This is a genomic window from Lunatibacter salilacus, assembly GCF_009797935.1.
Lineage (GTDB): Bacteria > Bacteroidota > Bacteroidia > Cytophagales > Cyclobacteriaceae > Lunatibacter > Lunatibacter salilacus.
Map to the genome: position 1 here is coordinate 429,883 of NZ_VOLC01000001.1, position 15,027 is coordinate 444,909.

The window sequence follows — 15,027 nt, forward strand, 5'->3', positions numbered from 1 at the left end:
TTCAAGAGACCGCTTCCCTGAACTATACTGGCCCATTATTTCGATTATATTCTAAATTTCGGGCCTAATTTTTCGATTATAATCTAAATATTAGGCCTATTTTTTCGATTAGAGTATTTTTCGCATTATATTTACAGCTTAATTCTACCCCAATGGTTAAGAGAGAACAACTAGACCACATAGTCCGAAATTGCTTTAAAGGAAAAGTAATCTTGATACTTGGTGCCCGCCAAGTGGGCAAAACCACGCTGCTGGAAGAATTAATAAAAATGATCGATCAGCCATCTAACTGGCTTAACGCAGACGAGGCTGATATTTTTGAAGCATTTACCAATGCCAAAACAAGCAGTCAATTGCTTCAATTGGTTGGTTCAAACAAGAAGTTGGTAGTCATTGACGAAGCCCAACAAATTCCGGATATTGGGAAAAAGTTAAAATTGATTTACGACAGTAAAGCGGATATACAGGTGATCGCTACAGGGTCTTCCGCCTTTGATCTTCAAAATCAAACAGCCGAACCACTCACCGGAAGGAAAAAGACTTATCAATTATTCCCCCTGAGTTTCAGGGAACTCGTTGAGGACACTTCCTTGCTTGAAGCGAAAAGGCTTCTGGACACACGATTGGTGTATGGTTCCTATCCGGAAGTGGTAAATAATCCCGGAAATGAAAAGGAAATTTTGGTGGAAATTACCCAGAGTTATCTCTATAAGGATGTGTTACAAATAGACAACATCCGAAAGCCAAGCCATATCGATAAATTGCTGAAAGCGTTGGCCTTTCAGGTTGGCAGTGAAGTCAACTATCATGAACTTGCGCAAACAGTCGGAAATATAGACACTGCGACCGTAGAAAAGTATCTTGACTTACTGGAGAAAGCATACGTGATTTTCAAGCTCCCTGCCTTCAATAGAAACTTGCGGAACGAAATCAAAAAAGGTAAAAAATACTATTTCTTCGATAATGGAATCAGAAATGTACTGATTAGCAATTTTTCCATTCCTGAAATGAGACTGGATAAAGGTGCGCTTTGGGAAAATTACCTCATCTCAGAAAGACTCAAATCCAATCACTATGACAGCAAATTTGTCAACACCTATTTTTGGCGAACTCATGACAGGGCGGAAATAAACTATATCGAAGAAGCAGATGGGATCCTGCATGCCTTTGAGTTCAAATGGAAAGATCAAAAAGTCAGGTTTCCGGCCTCCTTTCTCCAAGCATATCCAGAACATCAGACTTCAGTGATCTCAAGATCCAATTTTGAAGCGTTTATCGGTTTACGATAAAAAACTTTTCCAAAGTTCTAAAACTTTGGAAAAGTTTGTCGCTACGATATTTATCAGAACTTAATACTCACGCCGGCCATAACATTGGTCCCAGCCATGGGGTAGTAGAAGTTTTCCGTAAGCAACTCCCTGCCTCCTGCCTGCTCGGAAGGGACGAAGTAGCTGAATGTATACCCGTTAGGTTCATAAAGGCGGTTAAACGCATTGTATACAATTACATTAAAATCCATCTGCTTTACAAATCCGGGGAAAACACTGTAGGAAAGCCTAACATCTGTGGTCCAAAAAGCATTTAGCTTGCGGTTGTCATTTTGGGTATTGTCCAAATATTGGTCTCCGACATATTTATTCATTAGGCTAAGCCCAAAATTTTTAACAGGGCTGTAATCAATCACCGCAGAAGCGACAACATTGGGAGAAAAGGCAATATCTGTATTGATGTGAGCAGTGGCTTCCTGACCTGTTAAATCCCAATTTTCGTCGTAGATGTCGTCATAGGCAATAAATTCAGCGATTTTGTTTCTGCTGAACGTAATATTGCCCCCAAAGGTCCACTGATCATTTACTCGGTAGGCACCGTCCAATTCCAAGCCTGCACGGTAACTACTGGCTACATTTTCACGAATATACGCTCCCACATCATTCAATTGGCCAGTAAGGACTAGCTGATCCCTATATCCCATATAGTAACCGTTGACGTTATATTGGTAATTACCCTTATTTACGCGGATCCCTGCTTCAATATTTTGCAAGTTTTCCGGCCTCGGTATCTCCCTTAGGGGTGAGTCGGTAAAATCCCTTCGAACGGGCTCCCGGTTTGCTACAGCATATGAGGCATACCAGGTTTTGCCGGCAGATGACTCATAAGAAAGCCCTGCCTTTGGATTGAAAAAGCCGAAAGACTGGTTGCCTGCGATATTTCTAAGGTCGTTATTCGTTCCTTCAAAACGGTAATCAATGCTGCGATACTGTAAGTCCGCAAACAAATACAAGTTTTCACGCACCTCATGGGTAGCCTTGAGATACAGGTTTCGGTTATCTTTGACCGCCACATTATCGTAATACCGGTCCCGAATAGCCGTGTTGCCTGCTACACCCATCCAGATAATCTCCCCAAAGTGGTCCCCATCATAGCGGTTTGCCCCGCCGCCAAAGAGCAGGTCTGTACGTCCGTCATCCGACACATAGTTTAGGGAAAAAACACCCCCAAAGAAATCATTGTCCAACCATCTTCTACGGATAATATCGGTACGGCCTATCAGTGCATCCCCTATTTGTATGGGTGCAATGCCATAATTTCTCTCCAAGCGGTCATTTGGCCGAAACTGCTCGTAATAGCCCCTGCCATAGGTATAGTGCAAGGCCGCATTGGCTTTCCAGTTACTGCCTATATTGCCTGCATAGATAAACTGATAATGATCTTGTTGATAATTATCAGTTTCATTTTCGTAGGTATAGCTGTTAAAGGTACGGTTGCTTTCCAGCAGGTGTTCAGGTACGCCATTCCACGCTTGGTATGTCTGTTCGGCACCGGAAAAAATATTTACCTTGAAAACGTGGTTGTCGCCGTAGTACCCGCCCGACACAAAGTAAGAGCGCAGGTCGGAAAAGGCCCGGTCTATATACCCATCTGAGGAAATTTGAGAGAGACGGGCATCTACTGCCCATTTCCCGTCCAATACTCCGGTACCCGCTCTGATGGTATGTCTTCTGGTATTAAAGGATCCCACGGAATGGTCTGTCTCGGCATAGGCCTCTTCCCGTTTGGTATCTGTTTGTATGTTCATGCTGGCACCAAAGGTTGCCGCTCCATTGGTTGATGTACCTACACCACGCTGGATCTGAATGTTTTCCACGGAGGAAGCAAAATCCGGCATATTGACCCAGAAGACCCCATGAGACTCGGAATCATTGAGCGGTATGCCATTCACCGTGACGTTAATCCTAGTCTGATCGGAACCCCGTATTCGCAGCCCCGTATAGCCCACACCTGCCCCAGCATCGGAGTGGCTCACCACTGATGGTGTGAAATTGAGCAGAAAAGGAATATCCTGACCTAGGTTATTTTTGTTAAGTTCCTCTTTGGAAATTACCTTGAAGGTTGTAGGTGTGGTCGACGAGGCTCTAGTGGCACTAACAATAAATTCCTCTGCTGAAAGCGTCCCTTGCGAGAGTAAAATTTGCAATGGGGTAGATGATGGAACGTTTACGGTCACCCTTTGGGTCTCAAAGCCTACATAGGTGATCCGCAGTTGTAATATTCCTTCTTCCAAATCCGCTAAGGTAAAGGAACCGCTTCGGTCAGATACGGTTCCTTTGCCTTTCCCCTCTACCAGTACGTTCGCTCCGGGTAGGGGCTCATTTGATCCGGCATCGTAAATGCGTCCGGTTACCTGATGCTGTGCCATCGCATAGCAAGCTGCCAGTCCGAGGACCAGTGTTGATAAAAACTTTTTCATGATAATAACATGTACTTACGGTTAAACACGAAAGAGATAAAGGGGTATCTCTCCCTTTTCAGTTCACCCAAAAAGCTATAGTGGTAGCTTATTCTCATTTCCCTTCGCCGGCACTACCCGGATCAGGTTCAATGGGTATGATCTCAGCCCGTAGTATTGGGGCACCCCTAATGATCGATGGCACAAACTTAGGCCAAAGTATTTGATTTCACCAACTAATTCGAGGAATAAATTTGAAGCAAGCTGTTTATCGCAATCTTCCTTCAGCCTTTTTCAAAATAACATATCCCGCAATACCAGAAAAGAATGAGGCCATCAAAATCCCCATTTTCGCCTGCCCAATGAAGGTTTGGTCATTGAATGCGAGGGAATTAATAAAAAGAGACATGGTAAATCCTATCGCTGCCAGAAAAGAAATGCCCAACAGCATGGAAGTATTAATTCCTTTAGGCATTCTATACCAACCTAGTTTAATTCCCAGGATGGAAAGTCCGAAAATTCCAACAAGCTTTCCGAATACCAACCCCATACCCACACCCAGCGCTACCGGACTGCTGATCATTTCCAGCCAATTACTTTCAATCACTACGCCTGCATTGGCTATGGCAAAAATTGGCATTACCAAATATACAACCAAGCTGTGCATGCTTCGTTCCAGTCGTTGAAGGGGAGAAATAGAGGCCTTGGATATTCGTTTAATTTCCCCAATTATATTTTCCTCATCTGGAGAAAGCAGATATTGATCTTTTTCCGCTTTGTTAGCGGTTTTGAATTTTTTAGTAAGCTCGGAAATGGATTCTAGGTAACCTGACTTATCGATTCTTCTGTCAGCCGGAATCATAAACGCCGCCAAAACGGCTGCCACCGTTGCATGTACGCCGGACAATAGGGTTGCCAGCCAGACACCTCCAATTCCCAACAGCGCGAATATAAAAACACTTCTAACTCCAAGAAGGTTGAGGGAGAACATCAATGCCAAAATAGATATTCCGATACTTAGATTCAATAAAGAAATTTCAGAAGTATAAAACAATGCGACAACCAAAACTGCTCCCAAATCATCAATAATTGCCAAGGCGGTTAGGAAAACCTTCAACTGCAACGAAACCTTTGGCCCCAACAAATAGAGTACTCCCAGGGCAAAAGCAATATCAGTGGCCATCGGTATCCCCCAGCCATTCATTGCTTCGGGGACCCCGCCATAATTTATTGCCAAGTAAATAAACGCTGGAAATAACATCCCTCCAACTGCGGCAACGATGGGTAATAGCAGATTTTTCGGGTTTGAGAGTTCACCGGCTATAATTTCCCTTTTCAGTTCAAGGCCTACAACAAAGAAAAAGACGGACATCAAGCCATCATTGATCCAAAGCAATAGGGATTTATACACGCTAAATTCACCTATGGTAAAACCGATTCGTTGATTTAGCAACCATTGTATGGATGTATTTGCAGGTGAATTGGCCAATATTAGAGCCAACAATGCGGAAAAGAAAAGCAGGAACGAACTGAAGGTACTTTTTTGTATAAACTGCACCAATGGGCTTAGTGCAGTGAATTTCATCTTTTCGGCTATCATAGGAATTATTTTTATGAAATATTATTCGGATACCGCAAAAAACACCTATGATTACCATAAATATTTTTGATATATCGAACAAAACAGCATAAACCAGGTGCCTGAGCCAGTATTTACGGAAATCTTAAAAGAAGGATTTACAAAAAGCAATTTATTTTTAAATAAACGCTAATGGTTAAGGCTCATACTATTTCTTGAGTTGAAAAGTCGCTTTTTAGAAAAGTCAAATGCCGAAAAGAAAAGACTACTTGCTATTTAACTCCAAATTTTCTAAATCATCTAAATCCTTATACCTTCCAGTAGCCTTTTTAGTCGCTTTTAAATCTGAAATATTTAAGAGTTTCACCTCAATATCCTGAATTGTCACAACTTTGACATTTTTGAATGCTGCATCAAACTCAACCCCTTGAATGGCAGTCACAATGTCAATTGCCATCGGTGGTCTTCCAAACGTAAATACATTATAATCATCTTTTCTTAAAAATCTATTTAAGTCAATCGCATTAGTAGGAAATCCAAAAAAGGAAAATGCTTTCGTCAACTGGTTGAAGTTATCTTCAGTTGGATTAACCCAAATATCCAGGTCTCCCGTAGTCCGATGATAACCATGGAGAATAACAGCATATCCCCCAATAAGGATATATTCAACGTCAAAAATATTTAGACTATCAATGAATTCTTTAAAATCACTATTAAAGACATTAAGAATTACTCTTTTCATTCTGAATCAAACATCTTTCTTCGAAGTGGTTTTTATCCATTTTTGGCCAATCATTACCGACAAATCCGTAGGCTGCCTGCATCAATGTGAAAAATAGATCCTTTTTATCTTCATCCTTGAGATTCATATAATGCCTCTGATGATCGGCCGCTTCTTCGAAACTCTGCATTTTGAAAGCATTTTTGTCCATTTTCATCATTAGAAGTTAAAATCAACAGCAAGGAAAATAAAAATAACTATGTATTTAGAGTTTACTCCCTTCCCAATCCTTTCAAATGCCTATAATGCGAAGCGAAGGCTAATCGAAGCTTAGGATGTTCTAAATAAGGAACATTATATTCCGCACATGTTTTCTTGATAATCTTACTTATTGCCGGATAATGGACATGTGAGATTTTTGGGAATAAATGGTGTTCAACCTGATGGTTTAGGCCACCAATAAACCAAGAAAGGATCTTGTTACTTGTCGCGAAATTGGCGGTGGTCTTAAACTGATGAATGGCCCATTCATCTTCCAAGCTGTTGGTTTTCACATCCGGTAAAGGAAATTCTGTCTCTTCCAAGCTATGCGCCAACTGGAACACCGTGGTGAGGAACAATCCAGTAGCCAGACCATAAACTAAAAATCCGACAATAAACGTACTGAATCCAACCATGTAGATTGGAAGTGCGATAAACAGCAGCAAATGGATCAATTTAAATCCCCAGAATGAAATGTGGTCTTGGATTTTCATCGGTTGGATAGGAACCTGCCCTACCCTACGCAACACATATTTTTTGTAATCGGTAAAAAACACCCAATACAAATACAACAAGGAATATGTAAAAAAGAAATACAGATGTTGGTAACGGTGTATTTTAAATCGTTTTTGGTTCTGGCAAAGCCTGAGGAATGGCCGGGCATTCAGGTCATCGTCCACCCCTTCCACATTTGTGAAGGAATGATGAACGACATTATGCTTGGTTTTCCACATAAACACATTGGCTCCCAAGAAATTGATGGAAAGACCAGCAAGTGAATTGACCCACGGATGCTTGCTAAAACTTCCATGTGCGCCATCATGCATCACGTTGAATCCAATACTTGCCGTCAGTGCACCCAATAGAATACAACCTAAAAGAGCAATAGCCCAGTGAGGTGTGAAAAACACGAGGAAAACGTAAAGGGCAATAAAGGAGACCACTAACAGAATAGCTTTTACTATAAGCGGGTTATCCCCGGTTTTATTTATGGAGCTTTCCTGAAAATAGTTATTAATTCTTTGCTTAAGATCTTGATGAAAGGAAATAGTTGATTTTGAAAACTTTGGAGTGGCCTTCATATAAGTATGATGTGAATTATTGATTGAAAATGGGTGGGGCAGAAGCCGAGTCGGTGAGGAATTACCTTATTTGGTACAAGATTAACAAATTCTGTAGCAGTAATAGTTTCGTTATTCAAATTTAATAAATATATAACACTAAAATAATCGTTCTGAATCGAATTAAACAAATAAATTTCAAGAAAAATTAATTAAGGACTCGGAAACTTCAGTCTAAAGTATTTGATTTATAAACCGAAGTGCCTGTGAAATCCGGTTCTCTTTATCCCCCCTCACAACCTGAAAGGAAGTTCCACTTTTTTCCAGCAAATTCCTATACCAATCGAAAAAAAATTGCCGCATTTCCGGTTCAGGATGTTCCCGTAGGGGATCCGGTTCCCAAGTCGTATCAATATCAGTCAGGATATACAAATCATACCTGCGCACTTCAATCTGTGCCAAAATCCATGGATGTACCTCCTTGTATTTGGATTCGCTCCATACTTGCAGGACATGCAAGTCAGTATCGCAAAAGAGATATTTATTCGCTAACTTCAATTGACTTTCCTCTAATGCCACTTGTCCCTTTGCTATGTTCAATAGGTCGTTGAATTCATAAGGCCTATCCAGTTTTTCCAAATATTCCCGGGCATATTCCGGTACCCAAGGCTCGCGAAAATGGGAAGCCAACGCCTCTGTCAGCGTACTTTTTCCAGTAGATTCGGGGCCAATGACGACTATTTTCTTAGGCATTTGCGATTTGGAGTTTAGCTGATTTGATCCAGGCCATCAGACCTAGTATAGCTAGAATGGTAAAAACCAAAAACTGAAAGGATGTCAAAAGTAGCCCTTTGTACATGTAAAGTGGCACCGACACCAAATCGGTGACAATCCAAGCAATCCAGTTCTCCACTTTCTTTTTGGCCATCAGCCACATCCCCACAAATGCGGAGGAGGTAGTAAACGAATCCCAATATGGAACATCACTGTCAGTGAATGTCGCAAGAACGAAATACAAGACCGCATAGGATCCCAAAAATAAGCTAAATGAAGCAATTATCCCCTTCCGGTCAAGCCAAGTGACCGGAACTTTTACCTCCCCTGCCTTGGGACGGGACCAAATATACCAACCATAAATCGACATAATGAAATAATAAGCATTGATCCCCATATCGGCATATAGCTTCACCTGCAGACAAATCCAAACATAGATCAACGTACTTACAATACCCGTCGGGAAAACTAGGATATTTTCTTTCATCGAATAAAAGACCGACGCCAGCCCAAAAAATACAGCAATAGCCTCCAACCACGTCATCTCCTGAATGCCTGCCTGTAATCCCTCTACGATCCATTGTAAATCCATGCCCCGAAAGTGGGACAAAAAAAAAGAAGAAAGAAATATCCGCTGGAAAAAAAGAAAAAGCAGTCCAAACACTATGTACTAATTTTTTAAAAATAATTTTGTTGCGACCGCAACTTAAGAAAAAATCACCCGTTCGTATCCTTAAATTTACGGTTACATTTTGTTGCTATTTATGGAATTTTCTCAAAATTGTTCGTTACCTTTTTATATTTCAAACATATGCTAAGCAAATATTCCTATTGTCTACTCCTGTTCATTTTTACGCTTTTTGCCCACCAGACAATGGCTCAGTTTACCAAGGGAGAGGTATTGTTGGGGGGAAGTTTTGGCTTTGGCGTGTCAAGGCATTCTAGTTCAACCTTCACTAATAGCCAGACCAACCTTAGCCTTCAACCTCAAATTGGCCGATTTATGAGTTCCCGATCGGCAGTGGGTATAATGCCAACCCTTTATTTAAGTTGGTACACACCCGAGTCTCCGGATAGTTTTCGATCAAGTGGAGGAATGGGACTTTTTTTTCGTCGCTACTTCAAGATCTCGGATAAAGTGCTGGCCTTTGTTCAACCAACAGCAACCTACCTGACAGGTTTCGGTTCTGAACCCGGACATAATCAATTTCGGATTTCCGTGAACCCCGGAGCCGCTTATAGATTCAACAGCCGCTGGATGGCTGAACTAAATCTAGGAGGAATTGCGCAAGAGTGGAGAAAAGACGGAATAGGAATGGATAATGAACTAACTGTAAACCAGTTTTCCTTCAACATTCTGACAAACAGTAATTTGGGATTGTTCTTTATTATTTCTGCCAAAAAGCAATGATTGGTATGAAAAATTTATTTCTATCGTATGCACTTTTTTTGGTGGCTGGATATTCGGGATGGGCCCAAGTCGAGAAAGGAACCCACGCCGTTGGTGCTACAGTTTCTCTGAATAGGTATGAAGCGTCGCAAAACTTTCTTATACGATCAAAAACATTTTCATTTTCTCCCGAATATGCCTACTTCTTGGATGACAATTGGAGTTTAATGGCTGGTGGATCCTATACTAAATTAACTAGAAGTCTGGATACTAGCTTAGGAAATACAAGTGAGCAATTGGAAAAAGACTTTCGGGCATTTTCAGGTATTCGCAGGCATTATCCCCTTCAAAATCAACTTTTCCTAATTGGTACGGTTGGTCTGGAGTATACGTTTGAAAATTCCAAATCGGAATTTTTTAGGGAGACAGATAGAAGCGAAGCCCACACGAAGATCCATGAATTTGGAATCTTCGGAAATCTTGGCCTCATTTATTTTCCCTCTGACCGTTGGAGCTTGGAACTAATAGTCCTCGAAACAAATCTACACCGAATCCGCACAAATGCCCTCATTGAGGACGAGATCAATAATCAATTTAATGGCTGGGCCTTTAATCTGGTAGGCAAATTGAGTTCTCCCAGTTTAGGTATCAGGTATTATTTCCTAGGAAGCCGATAGTAAAAATACGGTGGGGATTTTGTGTAGGTCTGGAGGGTTTCTTTTCCAATCCTGCACTCGTTTGGTTTGGATCATCTCATCGGTGGCTGTAATGTTTTTGGCAATACAAAGCAACGTCTCCGGATGCAGGTTTTGTAACAGACTTTCCAGCATCTTCTGATTGCGGAAGGGAGTTTCCATAAAGATCTGAGTACTTCGATCTTTTTTCGATGCGTTTTCTAAGGAATGTATAGATTGGACTAGCTCCTTTTTGTCGATTGGCAAATACCCATGAAACGTAAAAGACTGACCGCTAAAACCAGACCCCATTAGTGCTAAAAATATAGATGAAGGTCCGGAAAGGGGTACCGCCTGAATGCCCTTCTGATGGGCAAAAGCCACAGCCACCGCTCCCGGATCCGCAATCCCTGGGCACCCTGCCTCAGATATAATGCCAATATCCTTTCCTTCAAACAGGGGCTTCATTAATTGCTGCAACTCTTGATTCCCGGTATTTTTGTCCAATATTTGAAGATCCAATTTCTCAATTTCTATTCCTAACTTTAGGCTACTGATATACCTCCTGGCCGTTCGGAGATTCTCGACCAGATAATACTTGGTGTGTGAAATGACATCTTTCACTTGGGGAGTAATTACCTTATGGGCTGTCCCCTCAGCCAAAACACTGGGAATCAAATAGAGTTTTCCGGGTATATTCATTATTTTTGAATTATGGATAACGGGTTACCTGCGATTGCAAAACTACTGATTTTTGCCGGACTCTTACTGGTTGCGATTGGGCTTCTGCTCTGGGGATGGCCCAAAATGACAGACTGGAAATCCCTGCCAGGCGACATAGTCGTAAAGCGGGAAAATTTTACGTTTTACTTTCCATTGGGAACTTCTATAATAATCAGTCTGCTTCTTACCTTATTGGTGTTTTTGTGGAGGAAATATAACGGATAGCCCTTTATTCTTCTCTAAACTCCAGAGGTGTATTCCTATTTGAAATAATGCCCGATTTTTTTTAAATTTAAAACAAAGATCTTATAGTTTATTATGGAAGCATACGCTCAGGTATTGAACTACACCATTCCCATTTTTTTGCTGTTGATTCTCATTGAGACATTAGCAGCAAGGAAGTTGGGAAAAACGGTATCCAATAGCCTGGACAGCGTTTCCAGTATAAGTTCCGGAATGACGAATGTCATTAAAGATGTTTTAGGACTTACCATTTCCTTGCTTACCTATGAATGGTTGGTTGGGCATCTCGCTATATTTGAGATTCGATCCACTTTACTCACCTATCTGATTACCTTTTTGGTGATTGATTTCAAAGGCTATTGGACTCATCGCTGGGAACATAAGATCAATATCCTTTGGAATCGGCATGTGATCCATCATAGCAGTGAGGAATTTAATTTGTCCTGCGGATTGAGGCAAACCATTTCTACCGTTTTTGATTATTTTGCCTTCTTGTTGTTGCCAACGGCTGTAATAGGTGTGCCCGTGGAGGTAATCGCAGTGGTTGCACCCATTCACCTTTTTCTGCAATTTTGGTACCATACCCAGTTGATTGGCAGAATGGGGTGGCTGGAAAATATTATTGTAACTCCCTCTCACCACCGGGTACACCATGCCATCAATAAGCTGTATATGGACAAAAATTTCGGACAGATTTTTATCTTTTGGGACAAACTGTTTGGAACCTTCCAGGAAGAATTGGAAGATGAGCCCTGTGCCTATGGCATTACCCGCCCGGCAAGAACCTGGAATCCGATTAAAATTAATTTTCAGCATTTTTGGCTGATGACAAAGGATGCCTATTATACCCAAAGTTGGAAGGACAAGTTTCGAATTTGGTATAAACCAACGGGTTGGAGGCCAGTTGATGTTGCTGAGAAGTATCCGGTATATGCCATTTCCAATCCACGGGGATTTGAGAAATACTCTTCTCCTACATCACCGGCATTTAACCTGTGGGCGTGGACGCAGTTGTTTTTCAATTACGGCCTGCTAATTTATCTATTTGCCAATATTATGGAAATTGGTATTCCCTTGGCATTTATTTACGGGGGATATATTGTTGCTTCCGTGTATGCCTATACTGAACTGATGGATCGCAATCCGAGGGCTTGGATTTACGAGCTTGTTAAATCTGCTGTGGGATTGGCAATTATCTTCTGGTTGGGAGATTGGTTTGGTTCCGGGTCCAATTTAGGAGCTTGGATGACTGTAGCAGTTGCCAGCTATCAGGTTTTATCAGTGCTAGTGGTAAGTTATTTTATCCATTGGGACGAAAAGCCTAACTTTTCGAACGTGGAATCCGTTTAATTTGAGGTAATTACGATTGATATTAATAACAAATAGGGTAAACTAAATAGCGAATCACAAAAATGAAAAAAAGAGGATATGTACCTACTCTTTTAGGTTTGGTATTCATGGTGGTTCTATTTGGATGCCAGGATGAGGAGGATGTTTCCTTTAAAGCTAAAACCTATTCCGAAAATGCCCCTTTGCAGCGCATTTTGCTTTACGCCACGATAGACGCCAAAGATCCCATTAGCATTGTCAGTGAATATGAATATGACGCATCCGGGAAAATCACCAAGGTTTCTTCTCCAATATACATTGACGGCGTTATTAAAGGGACATCCAATTATGACCTTTATGAGTATGATGCCATGAACAGGCTAGTGAAAATCATGAGTTACAACGCCAATCTAAATGCTGGTTTCCTCAACCTTAGGAATACCATTTATTCCTACGGTGCTGATGGGTTAAAAGAAAAAGAGCAACTGGAATTTCCTCAGATAGGTTCGTTTGAATATGTAAGATATATTAACCAAGATGGCCGTTTGGTCAAGAAGGAGCATTACAACGGCTTGGACAAACTGGAAATGTACACCGAATTGGCTTACAATCAAGCAGGGGAGCTAATCGAAGAAAATTTCTATTCGGGAGATAATGAGCTTTTTAGAGTGATAAAACACAGCTATACAAACGGCCTCCAGACAAAGTCAGATACTTTTCAAGGCCTGGACATGGAGCAACTTAGGGAAGTAAAAAGAACTTTTGACGCCAACCGCAACCTCATCCTACTTGAATCCAACGAACTGTCAATCTTGAGCTCCGCCCACAGCCATTTGTTGCGGTATGAATATGCTGAGTGAGCCCACCATTTAATATTGAAAGTTGGAGGGAAAGTTGGAAGGAGAACAGATTGGTATTCAGAAGGGGTTAAAATAGGAATTCAAAGAGGGAAACTCGAAGAAAAACACGAGGTTATTTTTAGCCTTTTTGATGAGTGATTTGTAATGTCAAAAATAGCAAAGATCGTCAAATTGCCGGAGGAAGAAGTAGTAAGCATCTTGAAGGAGAGGGGAAGGTTAAAGTGAGTTTTTTTTCATATTTTTGTTTTCATAATCACATTAAATCAATCAGTTAGATCTAATTTGTGCGTTATGCTCAAAGGTTTTTTCCACTTTATCCTACCCTGCTTTTTAGCACTGTTCCTATTTTCGTGTGAACCGATAGAAGAACCTGCTGTACGTGAGCAATGGAAAATGGTGCAGGGCTTTCATGAGGGCCTAACCCACGCCCAAGAAATTAACGGAAAACTATATGCCGCTTCCAAGACCAGAATCTATGGGCAAGCAACTCTTCAAGGACCAAATACCTTTAATCAGCTAAGCCAGATTATGCCCAGTGAGTTCCAATTCAGACTTCCACTTTCAGAAAAGCTAATGGCTACTTTCAAGGAGCAGGATCTTTACCTGATGCCCGCCGGAAATCAAGAAAGTCTCCTAGTACTCCCGATGATTGAACTTGACCCAGATTTTCGTAATTTTCAATATATTTATTTAACGCCTGGTGGCGAACAGATTAGTATAGATACAAAAGGAAACGTACTTGTACCCTACAATTCATCAAAGGATGGCAGGCGAAAGTACACCCCTGATTTTCTTTGGCTCAAGACTGGGATAATTGAAGGAGAAGTGAAGATCTTGGAACAGAAACTGATCAAAGAGGAATATTTTGATGAATTTGTGAGCATTTGGTTTTTAAAGGTATTTGATAATTTTACTAGGGTCACGATAGGTTACAAAACTTTTGACATCGATCTAAACGGAAATATTGAATTGCGTTTTGATCATTTGACGAAATCCGTACAGGTAGGAAATGAAATTATCACTTTCGCAATTGAAGGACTTCGATTCCGAAACTACCCCTTATTGGTTTACAAATCGGACATTTTGGGAAAAAACAATGAACTGATCGGTACCTATGACTTAAGCCAATTTTCTCATTCCCATAGCAGTCTTTTAGGCAGTGTATTTCATAATATTTACAATATAAATGGAATTATAGTTGTTGCCGGCGGTGATTCAATATACCGTTTAGCCATGGATGACCAAGCAATAGCATTTACCGAACTCGACAATTTAGGTCTTGAGGATACTAACATCACGTCTATTAGTCTAATCAACAATTCAACAGTATTCGTGACATCTTTTGAGGCGACAGGTCAGAAAAATTGGGGAGGATTCTCTAAGTCGCTGGAAAACTTTTTCACGGAAAAATGAGAGTAGTACAGCATACCAATCTAAGCAACAAACCGTAGAGGATTTACTTGAGTAACCATTTAAATATCCTCGAATTTATTGAGCTCCCGACTATTAGAAGTCAGGCTATTGCAGACAGCCGTTTATAAATGGTGTTTCTAAAAAATGATAAATGGACGTAGGAACTACACGTAAATGAAAAAAACACCTGCCAAGTTTCCATTAGTGAAATCCAACTAAATCGATTTCACTGCTTTAACCTGGCAGGTGGATTATCTTAGTAGACTGATCTA

15 protein-coding genes and 1 riboswitch are annotated in these 15,027 nt (G+C 40.9%); of the genes, 7 read left to right on the top strand and 8 right to left on the bottom strand.

Annotated features, from left to right (window positions below; genetic code table 11):
* Window positions 1–152 precede the first annotated feature (152 nt).
* The gene (locus FQ608_RS01760) at window positions 153–1,289 is read left to right on the top strand and encodes an ATP-binding protein (RefSeq protein WP_158856078.1); all 1,137 of its coding nucleotides are present in this window, start codon (window positions 153–155) and stop codon (window positions 1,287–1,289) included.
* Between the two features lie 53 nt (window positions 1,290–1,342).
* Here FQ608_RS01760 and FQ608_RS01765 read toward each other — a convergent pair whose 3' ends face one another.
* From FQ608_RS01765 to pnuC, 7 genes are all read right to left on the bottom strand, one after another.
* Window positions 1,343–3,748, bottom strand: a complete 2,406-nt coding sequence (locus FQ608_RS01765) for a TonB-dependent receptor (RefSeq protein ID WP_158856079.1) — start codon at window positions 3,746–3,748, stop codon at window positions 1,343–1,345.
* An 82-nt stretch (window positions 3,749–3,830) separates the two neighbouring features.
* A riboswitch (TPP riboswitch) is annotated at window positions 3,831–3,927 on the bottom strand.
* 68 nt (window positions 3,928–3,995) lie between these two features.
* On the bottom strand, window positions 3,996–5,327 hold the full coding sequence (nhaA, locus tag FQ608_RS01770) for a Na+/H+ antiporter NhaA (protein ID WP_158856080.1): 1,332 nt from the start codon (window positions 5,325–5,327) through the stop codon (window positions 3,996–3,998).
* 244 nt (window positions 5,328–5,571) lie between these two features.
* Window positions 5,572–6,048: a DUF6036 family nucleotidyltransferase gene (locus tag FQ608_RS01775; protein WP_158856081.1), complete on the bottom strand. Its 477-nt coding sequence runs from the start codon at window positions 6,046–6,048 to the stop codon at window positions 5,572–5,574.
* On the bottom strand, window positions 6,029–6,217 hold the full coding sequence (locus tag FQ608_RS01780; RefSeq protein ID WP_158856082.1) for a hypothetical protein: 189 nt from the start codon (window positions 6,215–6,217) through the stop codon (window positions 6,029–6,031). Before FQ608_RS01780 ends, FQ608_RS01775 begins: the two co-directional genes overlap by 20 nt.
* Before the next feature lie 82 nt (window positions 6,218–6,299).
* Window positions 6,300–7,370 carry a fatty acid desaturase family protein gene (locus FQ608_RS01785; protein ID WP_158856083.1) on the bottom strand — a complete coding sequence of 357 codons (1,071 nt, stop codon included), beginning with the start codon at window positions 7,368–7,370 and terminating at the stop codon, window positions 6,300–6,302.
* A gap of 213 nt (window positions 7,371–7,583) precedes the next feature.
* A complete protein-coding gene (locus FQ608_RS01790; RefSeq protein ID WP_158856084.1) occupies window positions 7,584–8,102 on the bottom strand; it encodes an AAA family ATPase in 519 nt (172 codons plus the stop codon).
* Window positions 8,095–8,715, bottom strand: coding sequence for a nicotinamide riboside transporter PnuC (gene pnuC, locus FQ608_RS01795; RefSeq protein WP_158856085.1), 621 nt, complete (start codon window positions 8,713–8,715; stop codon window positions 8,095–8,097). Before pnuC ends, FQ608_RS01790 begins: the two co-directional genes overlap by 8 nt.
* 219 nt (window positions 8,716–8,934) lie before the next feature.
* On the opposite strand from pnuC, the gene FQ608_RS01800 reads away from it, so the two are divergent.
* Both FQ608_RS01800 and FQ608_RS01805 read left to right on the top strand, forming a co-directional pair.
* Window positions 8,935–9,534 (top strand): hypothetical protein, encoded by a 600-nt coding sequence (locus tag FQ608_RS01800; RefSeq protein WP_158856086.1) that lies wholly within the window; start codon window positions 8,935–8,937, stop codon window positions 9,532–9,534.
* Window positions 9,535–9,539: 5 nt separating this feature from the next.
* Window positions 9,540–10,190: an outer membrane beta-barrel protein gene (locus FQ608_RS01805; protein ID WP_158856087.1), complete on the top strand. Its 651-nt coding sequence runs from the start codon at window positions 9,540–9,542 to the stop codon at window positions 10,188–10,190.
* Here FQ608_RS01805 and FQ608_RS01810 read toward each other — a convergent pair.
* Window positions 10,176–10,889, bottom strand: a complete 714-nt coding sequence (locus tag FQ608_RS01810) for an SAM-dependent methyltransferase (RefSeq protein ID WP_158856088.1) — start codon at window positions 10,887–10,889, stop codon at window positions 10,176–10,178. The two genes, FQ608_RS01805 and FQ608_RS01810, sit on opposite strands and share 15 nt — an antisense overlap.
* A 12-nt stretch (window positions 10,890–10,901) precedes the next feature.
* Here FQ608_RS01810 and FQ608_RS01815 point away from each other — a divergent pair, with 12 nt between their 5' ends.
* The 4 genes from FQ608_RS01815 to FQ608_RS01830 all read left to right on the top strand — a co-directional run bounded on the left by FQ608_RS01815 (window position 10,902) and on the right by FQ608_RS01830 (window position 14,755).
* The gene (locus FQ608_RS01815) at window positions 10,902–11,135 is read left to right on the top strand and encodes a DUF2905 domain-containing protein (RefSeq protein ID WP_199856286.1); all 234 of its coding nucleotides are present in this window, start codon (window positions 10,902–10,904) and stop codon (window positions 11,133–11,135) included.
* Window positions 11,136–11,228: 93 nt separating this feature from the next.
* Window positions 11,229–12,503: a sterol desaturase family protein gene (locus tag FQ608_RS01820; protein ID WP_158856089.1), complete on the top strand. Its 1,275-nt coding sequence runs from the start codon at window positions 11,229–11,231 to the stop codon at window positions 12,501–12,503.
* A 62-nt stretch (window positions 12,504–12,565) separates the two neighbouring features.
* On the top strand, window positions 12,566–13,342 hold the full coding sequence (locus FQ608_RS01825; protein WP_158856090.1) for a hypothetical protein: 777 nt from the start codon (window positions 12,566–12,568) through the stop codon (window positions 13,340–13,342).
* A gap of 291 nt (window positions 13,343–13,633) precedes the next feature.
* Complete coding sequence (locus FQ608_RS01830) at window positions 13,634–14,755, top strand: hypothetical protein (protein WP_158856091.1); 1,122 nt, start codon at window positions 13,634–13,636, stop codon at window positions 14,753–14,755.
* The last annotated feature ends 272 nt before the right edge of the window (window positions 14,756–15,027 follow it).

Bases quoted from the DNA above. Each gene is read 5' to 3' on its own strand.
- FQ608_RS01760 (WP_158856078.1), top strand. From the start codon at position 153: ATGGTTAAGAGAGAACAACTAGACCACATAGTCCGAAATTGCTTTAAA.
- FQ608_RS01765 (WP_158856079.1), bottom strand. From the start codon at position 3,748: ATGAAAAAGTTTTTATCAACACTGGTCCTCGGACTGGCAGCTTGCTAT.
- nhaA (WP_158856080.1), bottom strand. From the start codon at position 5,327: ATGATAGCCGAAAAGATGAAATTCACTGCACTAAGCCCATTGGTGCAG.
- FQ608_RS01775 (WP_158856081.1), bottom strand. From the start codon at position 6,048: ATGAAAAGAGTAATTCTTAATGTCTTTAATAGTGATTTTAAAGAATTC.
- FQ608_RS01780 (WP_158856082.1), bottom strand. From the start codon at position 6,217: ATGCAGAGTTTCGAAGAAGCGGCCGATCATCAGAGGCATTATATGAAT.
- FQ608_RS01785 (WP_158856083.1), bottom strand. From the start codon at position 7,370: ATGAAGGCCACTCCAAAGTTTTCAAAATCAACTATTTCCTTTCATCAA.
- FQ608_RS01790 (WP_158856084.1), bottom strand. From the start codon at position 8,102: ATGCCTAAGAAAATAGTCGTCATTGGCCCCGAATCTACTGGAAAAAGT.
- pnuC (WP_158856085.1), bottom strand. From the start codon at position 8,715: ATGGATTTACAATGGATCGTAGAGGGATTACAGGCAGGCATTCAGGAG.
- FQ608_RS01800 (WP_158856086.1), top strand. From the start codon at position 8,935: ATGCTAAGCAAATATTCCTATTGTCTACTCCTGTTCATTTTTACGCTT.
- FQ608_RS01805 (WP_158856087.1), top strand. From the start codon at position 9,540: ATGAAAAATTTATTTCTATCGTATGCACTTTTTTTGGTGGCTGGATAT.
- FQ608_RS01810 (WP_158856088.1), bottom strand. From the start codon at position 10,889: ATGAATATACCCGGAAAACTCTATTTGATTCCCAGTGTTTTGGCTGAG.
- FQ608_RS01815 (WP_199856286.1), top strand. From the start codon at position 10,902: ATGGATAACGGGTTACCTGCGATTGCAAAACTACTGATTTTTGCCGGA.
- FQ608_RS01820 (WP_158856089.1), top strand. From the start codon at position 11,229: ATGGAAGCATACGCTCAGGTATTGAACTACACCATTCCCATTTTTTTG.
- FQ608_RS01825 (WP_158856090.1), top strand. From the start codon at position 12,566: ATGAAAAAAAGAGGATATGTACCTACTCTTTTAGGTTTGGTATTCATG.
- FQ608_RS01830 (WP_158856091.1), top strand. From the start codon at position 13,634: ATGCTCAAAGGTTTTTTCCACTTTATCCTACCCTGCTTTTTAGCACTG.